We start from the raw sequence: 10557 nt of genomic DNA, 5'->3' as shown, positions 1-10557 counted from the left end.
GCCTCAAGCCTCGGCGCCGAGCCGAACGCACGGGCAAGGCGCATGCGCCAGCAGCGCGGCAGCCCGAGAGAAGCCAGAACCGCCTCAAAAATGGTCTGGTCGCCGAGCGTGATCGCCAGCGCCTGGCCGGGCAGCACCAGCGACAGCAGCGCATGCGCATCGGCCACCGAGCGGGCATCGGCTCCAGCGGTATCGCGGTCACCGAGATCCTCAATGCCGGCCTGGAAGAACTCGTTGCCGCCTTCGCGGCGCTGTCGAAACACCTCGCCCAGATAGGAATAACGGCGCGGCGTGCCGGCCTGCGAACTTATGTGATCAAGGCAGACCGGAATGGTGAATTCCGGCCGCAGGCACAATGTCTGGCCGGTCTCGCTTTCGGTGAGGAAGATGCGGCGGCGCAAATCCTCGCCGGCCATGTCGAGGAAGGGGTCCGCCGGCTGCAATATGGCGACCTCGACGGCGTGCGTGTTGCGCGTGGCGAAGAGGTTGGTGATGTCGGTGGAGATGGCGGGGGTGCGGGAGGTCAACTTGCTGACCTCAGTGCTGCACGACCCTCTGGTCCCAAACCAGAGGCGCCAACGCGACCTCTACTCGCCACGTGCCCTCTCCTCGGCCTGCGCCGCCAAAATCTTCCTCACTTCAGCGACCAGCTCGCCTTCCGCCACCGTCACCTGCGCCGGGCGGGCGGCGCGCCATTCGGCGTTATCGGTGATTTCGGCAGACATGCGCGCGCCTTCGATCAGGTCCTTGATCTGCAGCTCGCCCTTGGCGCGCTCGTCGCCGCCCTGGATGATGGCGACCGGGCAGCCGCGCCGGTCGGCATATTTGAGCTGCGCCTTCATGCCGGCGCCGCCGAGATACATTTCGGAACGGATGCCGGCGGCGCGCAGCTCCGCCACCATCTTCTGGTAGCGGCCGAGGCTGTCGGTGTCCTTGTCCATGACCAGCACGACGACAGGCGCGATCACGTCCGAGGCGTCGAGCTTGCCGAGGTTCTTCAGCGCGGTCATCAACCTGGAGACGCCGATGGAAAAGCCGGTCGCCGGCACAGGCTCTCCACGAAAGCGCGACACCAGGCCATCATAGCGCCCGCCGCCACCGACCGAACCGAAGCGCACGATCTGGCCGTCTTCGTTGGGGATTTCGGCCAGAAGCTCGGCTTCGAGGACGGGGCCGGTGTAGTATTCGAGGCCGCGCACGACGGAGCGGTCCATGGCAATACGGTCCTCGCCATATCCTGCCGCCCTGACCAGCGCTTCAATCGTGGCGAGTTCGCCGACGCCTTCCTGGTAGATGGCGTTCGAACTGACCATGGAATCCTGGCCGGCCTGTATAGTCCTCGCGGTCGCGAGAAGAACCGCCTCGGCCTGCCCGTTGTTCAACCCGGCGCCCTTGGCGAAGTCGCCCTCGCCCTCCTTGCCGCCGTCCCAGCGGCCCGGGCCAAGCAAAAGCTTCACGCCTTCCGGCCCGAGCTTGTCCAGCTTGTCGATCGCGCGCAGGACCGTCAGCCGGCGGCCGCCATTCTCCTCACCGCCAAGGCCGATCGCCTCCAACACGCCGTCCAGAACCTTGCGGTTGTTGACGCGGATGACGTAGTCGCCGCGCTTGATGCCGAGCGCTTCCATGACGTCGGCCATCATCATCGCCATCTCGGCGTCGGCGGCCACGCCCGGCGTGCCGATCGTGTCGGCGTCGAACTGCATGAACTGGCGGAAGCGGCCGGGGCCTGGCTTCTCGTTGCGGAACACCCAGCCGGAGCGATAGCTGCGGTAAGGCTTGGGCAGGCGCTCGTAATTCTCGGCGACGAAACGGGCCGTCGGCGCGGTCAGGTCGTAGCGCAGCGACAGCCACTGGTCGTCGTCATCCTGGAAGGAGAACACGCCTTCGTTCGGCCGGTCCTGGTCGGGCAGGAATTTTCCGAGCGCGTCGGTGTATTCGATCAGCGGCTGGTCGGCCGGTTCGAAGCCATAAAGCTCATAGACCGAGCGGATCGTCGCCATCATCTTCTCGACTGCGCGGATGTCCTCGGCGCTGCGGTCGGCAAAACCGCGCGGCAGTCGCGCTTTCGTCTTTTCCGATTTATCGGCCATGGGCTGGGGTCTTTTTTGCTAAGTAATCGATGACATATTGCGAGTGGGCGTGTCCTAACCGAAGCGGCGAGGACCAGCAAGGGTTTGCACCCTCTCTACGAGGTGGCTAGGAACAGTTCGATAGCTTTGCAAGTACAGCGCCGCCCCTCATCCGCCTGCCGGCACCTTCTCCCCGTATAGTGACGGGGAGAAGAGAGCTGAACGCGGACTCGGGCATTCTCTTGCAACCTGGACGACTGGCGAAACCATCGACGAGGGCGTCCTTCTCCCCGTCGCTATACGGGGAGAAGTGCCCGGCAGGGCGATGAGGGGCGGCGCAGAACGACCAAGATTTGGGCCTACCATCCGAGCCAAGCTCTGAAACAAAACGCAGCGAAAATGAAACAATCCCGCCACGGGTACGGCATCGTGCCGACACAATCGCAAGAGATAAACGCGGGAAATGAGGGGTTCGCGGCCATGACCAGCACAGCAAGATTCCACGCCATCGACAGCGATGCCGAATTGCCCGCACGCCTGCGCCCGGCCGACATCAACGCCCCGAAAATGATCAGCCAGGCTGCCGGCCCGTTCGAAGTGCCCGGCGAGACCGGCAAGGGACCATCCATGCGCGACGCGTTGATGACCGGCCTGCTGGTGATCTATCCGACCGTGGCCACGGTGGTGGCGATCGTCGCCGGCCTGGTGCTGGCCAGCGCCAACGGCACCTGAGCCTATTTCGGCCGCCTGAAAGCCTTCCGCTGCTTCTCGACCTCTTTGCGGCAGACGCAGCCCTCGAGGTGGTCGTTGACCAGGCCCATGGCCTGCATGAAGGCGTAGACCGTGGTCGGGCCGACAAAGCTCCAGCCGCGTTTCTTCAGCTCCTTCGAAATCCGCACCGAGACGGCCGTTGTCGGGTTGGCGCGCAGATGGGCGAGGTCGACGATTTGCGGCCGCTCGTCCTTACCGGGTTCGAACTTCCAGAACCAGGCGGCCAGCGAGCCGAATTCGTCGGCCATTTCGCGGGCGCGCTTGGCGTTGTTGATGGTCGAGACAATCTTGCCGCGATGGCGGATGATGCCGGCATTGCCGAGCAGGCGTTCGACATCCTTGTCGGTGAAGGCGGCGACCTTGTCGAACTCGAAATTGGCGAAGGCTTCGCGAAAATTCTCCCGCTTGCGCAGGATGGTCAGCCACGACAGGCCCGACTGAAAGCCTTCGAGGCAGATCTTTTCGAACAGCCTGCGGTCGTCGGCCACAGGCCGGCCCCATTCATGATCGTGGTAGTGCAGATAGTCGGGCAGATTGCCGTGCCAGAAGCAGCGCGCGACACCGTCGGGACCGGCGAGCAGGCCGGTGTTTTCCTTGTCCATAAGCCAAAATCCGTTCGTTAACGCGCTTTTGCGCGGCATTTACTGCGGCTTTACCAGATTCCTGAACCCGGCGGTAACCACACCAAAAGGTTTACTGACAAAGCCGCATTTTATGCATTCCGATTCATTTTTCGGTTGCTGCTTGCGCGCCAATGATCGCCGAACCGGGAGGACGTTTCCACCCGTTTTGTATCAGACGATCAAGGTGCGTTACGATGAAGACAGTTCTGTTTCCCGTGCTCGGCGCCGTGGCTGTGTTTGCCGCCGGCGTCACACCGTCAATCGCCGGCGACCGCTATGCCGACAGGCCGCCGGTGATGGTTAGCCCCGACCTTTCCGCACCCTGGGTGCTGCAGCTTGGCCAGGCGCCCGGCGTCGTGCGCCAGAACCGCCAGGTGGTGCAGCAGCAGCAACAGAGACGCCTCCTGCGCCCGGCGCAGCCCGACCGGGTGCAGACTGCGGCGGTGCAGCCGCCGGCCAAGCGCATGGTCGCGCGTCCTCAGATCAACCCGATCTACCTGCCGCGGGAAGTCGACTATGACGGAGGCCAGAAGCCGGGCACGATCGTCATCGACACCACCCAGAACTTCCTCTACCTCGTCGAGAAGAACGGCAAGGCAAGGCGCTATGGCGTCGGCACCGGCAAGCCGGGCTTCGAATGGTCGGGTACGCACAAGATCACCAACAAGCGCGAGTGGCCGGACTGGCGCCCGCCGGCGCAGATGATCAAGCGCGAAGCCGCCAAGGGCCGCTATTTGCCGACCTATCTTGCCGGCGGCGCGGAGAACCCGCTTGGCGCCCGCGCGCTCTACCTCGGCACGACCGAATACCGCATCCACGGCACCAACCAGCCGTGGACGATCGGCGGCGCGGTGTCGTCGGGCTGCATCCGCATGCGCAACGAGGACGTCGTCGACCTTTATGAGCGGGTCAATGTCGGAACCACGGTCGAGGTGATATAATAACCTTTGCGAATCACCTGGCCGGCAAAGCAGTCCGCTTTTCGGGCCGGTTTAGGGATAACGGGGGACGGGCCGTATGGGGATGCGGCCGGTCAGGAAGGGCAGCACGGGAAACCGCGCTGCCCTTTCCGTTTTTGAGCAGAAATCGAGGGCAAAGGTCACCCACGCGTCGCGCAACGGGCATAGCGTTTCGCTTTCATGCTGCCCTTTACCGCATTCTTTTGCTATCTCGGTGGCTAGTTCCACAAAAGAGTTCACCCATGCCCCTGTCCGAAGACAGCCGTTATCTCAAGGGCGGCCCGGTCGCCCAGCGCATCATCGCCGCCGTTGCCGAGGACGCAGCGATCGCCAAAGCTGAGGGTTTTCCGCCCAAGCTGATCTCGATCACCGTCGGCGACACCGATGCGGTGGATGTTTATGTGCGCAACCAGCGCGCCAAGGCTGAGCTCGCCGGCATCGATTTCGAGGAGCGGCGCTTTCCCGCCACCATCACGGCAGGCGAACTGGAAGCTGCGATCCACGGCCTGAATGCCGATCCGCGCGTCACCGGCATTATCATCCAGCGGCCGGTGCCCGCGCACATCCCGATCAGGACACTGCAGGCGGCGGTGCATCCGCTGAAGGACGTCGAAGGCATGCATCCGGCCTCGATCGGCAACATCGTCTACAACCAGCTCGATCTCGCGCCTTGCACGGCGGCCGCCTCGGTCGAACTGCTCAAGGAAACCGGCCTCGACCTCAAGGGACTGGAAGTCGTCATCGTCGGCCATTCGGAAATCGTCGGCAAGCCGATCGCCTTCCTGTTGATGAGCGAAGGCGCGACGGTGACGGTCTGCCACCACATGACGCGATCGGTCGCCGCGCATGCAAGGCGCGCCGACGCGCTGTTCGTCGCCGTCGGCAGGCCGCGGCTGATCAAGGCCGACATGGTCAAGCCGGGCGCCGCCGTCATCGACATCGGCATCAATTCCGAAATCGGGCCTGACGGCTCCAGCCGCATCGTCGGCGACGTCGACACCGAAAGCGTGCGCGAGGTCGCCTCCTGGATCACCCCGGTGCCGGGCGGCGTCGGCCCAATCACGGTCGCCATCCTGCTGCGCAACACGATGGTGGCGCTCAGCCGCCAGCGTGCGCTTTATGAGGCGACCTACGGTACGGCCGACAGGCTTGCGGCGGAGTAAGGACAGGGCGACGCCAAAGGCCCCCTCACCCAGCCTCCGCTTCGCCCGGCTGACCTCTCCCGAGGGGAGAGGAGGCTGTCACCGCCGGCGCAAATCTCTTCTCCCCAACGGGGAGAAGGTGGCCGCGAAGCGGCCGGACGAGGGGGATTTGCCGTAACTCAGACAGCGCGCCACGCTACTCAGCCGCAACCAGCCCTTCCTCCGGGGCACCTCCCGGCCTTGGTCCGCCATAAGCCCAGTCGAGCAGCTTGATCGTGTGCACCACCGGCAGCTTGGCGGCGGAGGCGATCTGGGTGATGCAGCCGATGTTGCCGGTGGCGACGATCGAAGCCCCCGTCGCCTCGATGTTTTTCACCTTGCGGTCGCGCAGCTTGGCCGAGATCTCGGGCTGCAGGATGTTGTAGGTGCCGGCCGAACCGCAGCACAAATGCCCTTCGCGCGGCTCGCGCACGACGAAGCCGGCCTTGGCGAGCAGTTCCTTCGGCTGGCGGGTGATCTTCTGGCCGTGCTGCATCGAACAGGCCGAGTGATAGGCGACAACCGTGCCCGGCTTGCGCACCGGTTCAGGCAGATCGCGTCGGCCGGCCGCTGCAAACCGAACACACGCTCGACCTGTCGAAACTCTCTGGCGTCACGCTCTATGAACCGGCTGAACTGGTGCTGTCGGCCAAGGCAGGCACACCGCTGGCCGAGATCGAAAAGCTGCTGGCGGAAAACGGCCAGCAGCTTGGCTTCGAGCCGATGGACTACGGTCCGCTGCTTGGCGGCGAGCCTGGCAGAGGCACCATCGGCGGTGTGCTCGCCGCGAACCTCTCCGGGCCGCGCCGGCTCAAGGCAGGGGGCTGCGCGCGATCATGTCCTGGGCATCAATGTCGTGTCCGGTCGCGGCGAGTCCTTCAAGTCGGGCGGCCGCGTGGTCAAGAACGTCACCGGCTATGACATGTCCAAGCTGATGGCCAACAGCTGGGGCACGCTGGCCGTATTCACCGACGTCACCTTCAAGGTGCTGCCGGCAGCCGAGACCGAAGTCACGCTCGCCATCCGTGGCCTGCTCGACGATGTCGCCGAAACGCGCGCGGCCTTGTCGGCATAGGCCGGATCCAGCCGCAGCATGAAACCGTAGTCCTTGATCGTCGTGCCGCAGAGATATTCGGTGATGTCCTTGGCCAGCGAGCCGGATGCAGTGATGACGATGGCACATCGAGCCCGCCTTGTTCGATGGGCGCGCGTCCAGGCATCGCGACATTCTGCCTCGCGCCGAGGCAAGCGCGGCCTGCTCGCGCCCCATATGATGCACCAGCGCGCCGCAGCAGCCCTCGCCCGGCGGCACCACGACCTCGACGCCGAGCCGCGTCAGCAGCGAAATCGTGGCGTCGTTGATGGCGGGATCGAGCACCGATTGCGCGCAGCCAGTGAGGATAGCGACGCGGCCTCTTTTGCTCCCCTGCCCGGCATGGATGCCTGGCGAGCCCATCGCGGCGAAGCTGCCGGGATCGAGGCCGGCGCGAGCTTGAGCATCGCACTGAGCGGCTTCAGCGCCGGAACCTTGTCGAACAAGCCTATAAACGGCTTGCCCAGCTTCGCCAGCTTGAGCGCGGCGCGAAACCGCTGGGGATAAGGCAGCACGAAGGCCAGCATGGCGCGGGTCAGTCGATCGAGCAGCGGCCGCTTGTAGGTCTCCTGGATATGGGCGCGGGCATGGTCGACCAGATGCATGTAGTTCACGCCCGACGGGCAGGTGGTCATGCAGGCGAGGCACGACAGGCATCGATCGATATGGGTGACGATCTGCTTGTCGGCGGGACGGCCATTTTCCAGCATGTCCTTGATCAGGTAGATGCGCCCGCGCGGTGAATCGAGCTCGTTGCCAAGCGTCACATAGGTCGGGCAGGTGGCGGTGCAGAAGCCGCAATGCACGCATTTGCGCAGGATCCTTTCCGATTCCGCGACATGCGGATCGGCAAGCTGGGCAAGCGAAAAATTGGTCTGCATCGCGTTGGATCCTAAGCCATTCGGCCGGGATTGAGGATGTTTTTGGGGTCGAATTCCTGCTTCAGGCGCTGGCTGAGTGCGGCAAGTGCGGGCGGCTGCGGCTCGAACACCGGCAGAGCGGCGCGATGCGAAGGTGCGGCACGCACCAGCGTCGCATGGCCGCCGCCATGTTTCCTCAACAGCCCGCGCAGCAGGGCGGCTTCCGGATCGCCTTGTTCCATGCGCAGCCACACCAGCCCGCCCTGCCAGTCATATAAGGCGCTGACGGCGGCCTGCATGCGCAGCTGCCGCGGCCGCCGCCATGGCCCTGGCGCTCGGTTCCAGCGCGGAAGTGTCGAGTGCGGCCCATCTGCCGGAGCGCATCGCTGCACGGGTCGCCAATGGCAGTCTCGGCCGTCAGGACCATCTGGTGGCACTGTCCCGGCGTCATCGAGACACGCCAGACCGGTTTCTCGCTGTTGTCGGCGAAGGGCCTGCAATCGCGTACATCGCGCCAGATCAGCCGTGAAGCGTCACCGGCAATCTCCTGCAGCGGCCCGGCCTTGCCGAGCAGCGTTTTCAGCGCGGCGATGCGGTAGGCAACCGACGGGCCGAAGCCTTCGACGCGCAGCAGCGTCGCGGCATCGTTGCGCCACGCTTGGAGCCGTGGCCGAGGATTTCCAGCGGCGAGCCTTCCGCCGCTGCCCAGGCGACGGTGGAGAGAACTTCGTCTGACGTGGTTGGGGTGAAAGTAGTCAAAGCCTGTGCTCCCGAAGCCTTTCGAGCACGGCTTCGCCCCGTGGCGACAGCCGATAACCGATCTGGAGACTCTCGGTGAGTCCGAGTTCCCCAAGCTTGCGGACATCCTGCTTGAACTTCAGCTTTTCGACACCGGCCTTGTCGGCCAGGACAGCAGCCGGCACTTCCGGATGGGCGCCGATCGCCTGCAGGATCCACAGGAAGTAGCCGGGTGCCGTTTTGTCCCAGCGCGCAAAACGCTGGGTCAAGGCATGCCAGTCCTCATCGGAAAGCACGGCGTCGCCGCGCAGGGCAACGCGTTCGTCGGGCTCGATGCCTTTGAGCTCGATGCGATAGACCGGGGTACCGTCATCGGGGCCAAGCATCTCCTGAAGGGCTCCTCGGGACGGAAAGCCGGCTGCGGTCGCGTCTTTCTCCGTCAATTCGGAGCCGCTCGCGATCGAGATGTCCCCGATCCTAACCGCACCTGACGCCGTTCTGACCCGCCCGCCGGCCTTGACGGTCGGCCGCTTCCAGCGGCGAAACGCGAGCGTCACTTCATTGCGCGCGATCTTGTCCAGCAAGGATTGTTTGAACAGCAACTCAAACCTCACTCGGGCATACGGTGAAACCTATGCCAGAAGCAGGTGCGGAAATGCCGCGATCCTTCGCACCCCCCTCTGTCCTTCCGGACATCTCCCCCGCAAGGGGGGAGATCAGATCGCTACGCCGGCTTTCGCCAATCCCATCGGTTGAAAAACAAGCATCAACATTGCGACCAGCCAATCTCCCCCCTTGAGGGGGAGATGTCCGGCAGGACAGAGGGGGGTGTTCAAGCGCCGACATATCCCTCAAAACCTCGGAATGTCCGGAAACGGCAGCTTGCCGCCGGAAATGTGCATGCGGCCGAGTTCGGCGCATCGCCGCAGCTGCGGGAACACTTTTCCCGGGTTGAGCAGATGGTTGGGATCGAAGGCGCATTTGACGCGCATCTGCTGGTCGAGATCGATCTGCGTGAACATTTCCGGCATCAGGTCGCGTTTTTCCACGCCCACACCGTGTTCGCCGGTCAACACGCCGCCGACCTTGACGCAGAGCCGCAATATGTCGGCGCCGAAGCTTTCGGCCTTGTCGAGTTCGCCCGGTACGTTGGCATCGTAGAGGATCAGCGGATGCAGATTGCCGTCGCCGGCGTGAAAGACATTGGCGACGCCGAGACCGTATTTTTCCGACAGCTCGCGCATGCCGGCGAGCACGCGCGGCAGCTCCTTGCGCGGGATGGTGCCGTCCATGCAGTAGTAGTCGGGCGAGATGCGGCCGACGGCCGGAAACGCCGCCTTGCGGCCGGCCCAGAAGCTCAGCCGTTCCTGTTCGGACTGCGAAATGCGGCAGGTGGTCGAGCCGTTCTTGTAGGCGATGGCCTCGACAAGACCGATCAGATGATCGACCTCGACGCCCGGCCCGTCGAGCTCGACGATCAGCAGCGCTTCGACATCCAGGGGATAGCCGGCATGGACGAAATCCTCGGCGGCGTGGATCGCCGGCCGGTCCATCATCTCCATGCCGCCCGGAATGATGCCGGCGCCGATGATGTCGGCGACGCACTGGCCGCCCTGCTCACTGGTCGGGAAGCCGATCAGCAGTGCGCGAGCCGTCTCCGGTTTCTTCAGGATGCGCACGGTGACCTCGGTGACGACGCCAAGCAGCCCTTCCGAACCCGTCATGACGCCGAGCAAGTCATAACCTTCCGCATCGAGGTGACTGCCGCCGAGCCGTACCACTTCGCCATTCATCAGCACCATCTCGATGCCGAGCACATTGTTGGCGGTGAGGCCATATTTCAGGCAGTGCACGCCGCCGGAATTTTCGGCGACATTGCCGCCGATCGAGCAGGCGATCTGGGAGGATGGATCGGGGGCGTAGTAAAAGCCCTCCTGCTCGACGGCGGTGGTGATGCCGAGATTGGTGACGCCCGGCTGGGCAACGACGACGCGATTGGGGAAATCGATCTCGAGGATACGGTTGAAGCGGCTCATCACCAAAAGCACCGCGTCCTCGAGCGGCAGCGCGCCGCCCGACAGCGAGGTGCCGGAGCCGCGCGGCACGACGCGGATGTTGCGATCATTGCAGTATTTCAGCACGCGCGACACCTGCGCCACGGTTTGCGGCAGAACAACAACCGGCGGCAGCTGCCGATAGGCGGTCAGGCCGTCGCTCTCGAAGGCGCGCATGGAATTGGCGGCGTCGACGACGCCGCCAATTC

General features: G+C 64.4%; 8 protein-coding genes and 4 pseudogenes. 4 read left to right on the top strand and 8 right to left on the bottom strand.

Annotation, left to right across the window (positions count from 1 at the left end; genetic code table 11):
* Together EN749_RS21445 and hisS are read right to left on the bottom strand one after the other, a co-directional pair.
* Positions 1–527: ATP phosphoribosyltransferase regulatory subunit (locus EN749_RS21445; RefSeq protein ID WP_189367637.1), on the bottom strand; the 527-nt coding region annotated here is incomplete at its 3' end.
* Positions 528–587: 60 nt separating this feature from the next.
* Complete coding sequence (gene hisS / locus EN749_RS21440) at positions 588–2090, bottom strand: histidine--tRNA ligase (protein ID WP_127396370.1); 1503 nt, start codon at positions 2088–2090, stop codon at positions 588–590.
* Positions 2091–2549: 459 nt separating this feature from the next.
* On the opposite strand from hisS, the gene EN749_RS21430 reads away from it, so the two are divergent.
* Positions 2550–2801: a hypothetical protein gene (locus tag EN749_RS21430; RefSeq protein WP_127268833.1), complete on the top strand. Its 252-nt coding sequence runs from the start codon at positions 2550–2552 to the stop codon at positions 2799–2801.
* Between the two features lie 2 nt (positions 2802–2803).
* On the opposite strand, the gene EN749_RS21425 is transcribed toward EN749_RS21430, so the two are convergent.
* Positions 2804–3442, bottom strand: coding sequence for a DNA-3-methyladenine glycosylase I (locus tag EN749_RS21425; protein WP_127268832.1), 639 nt, complete (start codon positions 3440–3442; stop codon positions 2804–2806).
* A gap of 215 nt (positions 3443–3657) precedes the next feature.
* Between EN749_RS21425 and EN749_RS21420 the strand changes: the two genes are divergently transcribed.
* Both EN749_RS21420 and EN749_RS21415 read left to right on the top strand, forming a co-directional pair.
* Positions 3658–4404, top strand: coding sequence for a L,D-transpeptidase (locus EN749_RS21420; protein ID WP_128363908.1), 747 nt, complete (start codon positions 3658–3660; stop codon positions 4402–4404).
* 260 nt (positions 4405–4664) lie between these two features.
* The gene (locus EN749_RS21415; protein ID WP_128289544.1) at positions 4665–5585 is read left to right on the top strand and encodes a bifunctional 5,10-methylenetetrahydrofolate dehydrogenase/5,10-methenyltetrahydrofolate cyclohydrolase; all 921 of its coding nucleotides are present in this window, start codon (positions 4665–4667) and stop codon (positions 5583–5585) included.
* 175 nt (positions 5586–5760) lie between these two features.
* Here EN749_RS21415 and EN749_RS21410 read toward each other — a convergent pair.
* Positions 5761–6159, bottom strand: a pseudogene (locus EN749_RS21410) (heterodisulfide reductase-related iron-sulfur binding cluster); the annotation flags it as partial.
* Positions 6160–6161: 2 nt separating this feature from the next.
* Between EN749_RS21410 and EN749_RS21405 the strand changes: the two are divergent.
* A pseudogene (locus EN749_RS21405) lies at positions 6162–6645 on the top strand (FAD-binding protein); the annotation flags it as partial.
* Here the strand turns inward: EN749_RS21405 and EN749_RS21400 are convergent.
* The 4 genes and pseudogenes from EN749_RS21400 to EN749_RS21375 all read right to left on the bottom strand — a co-directional run.
* Positions 6642–7577 (bottom strand): annotated as a pseudogene (locus tag EN749_RS21400) (4Fe-4S dicluster domain-containing protein); the annotation flags it as partial. The pseudogenes EN749_RS21405 and EN749_RS21400 overlap by 4 nt on opposite strands.
* Positions 7578–7588: 11 nt before the next feature.
* A pseudogene (locus tag EN749_RS21395) lies at positions 7589–8109 on the bottom strand (FAD-linked oxidase C-terminal domain-containing protein); the annotation flags it as partial.
* A gap of 202 nt (positions 8110–8311) precedes the next feature.
* On the bottom strand, positions 8312–8896 hold the full coding sequence (locus tag EN749_RS21385; RefSeq protein ID WP_127318616.1) for an ASCH domain-containing protein: 585 nt from the start codon (positions 8894–8896) through the stop codon (positions 8312–8314).
* A 249-nt stretch (positions 8897–9145) separates the two neighbouring features.
* Positions 9146–10555 carry an FAD-linked oxidase C-terminal domain-containing protein gene (locus EN749_RS21375; protein ID WP_128363907.1) on the bottom strand — a complete coding sequence of 470 codons (1410 nt, stop codon included), beginning with the start codon at positions 10553–10555 and terminating at the stop codon, positions 9146–9148.
* Between the last annotated feature and the right edge of the window lie 2 nt (positions 10556–10557).

The sequence above is a fragment of the Mesorhizobium sp. M7A.F.Ca.ET.027.02.1.1 genome, from assembly GCF_004022985.1.
In the GTDB taxonomy this organism is placed as follows: Bacteria; Pseudomonadota; Alphaproteobacteria; order Rhizobiales; family Rhizobiaceae; genus Mesorhizobium.
The sequence above is the reverse complement of the archived record's forward strand: the minus strand, read 5'-3'. Positions and strand labels throughout refer to the sequence as shown.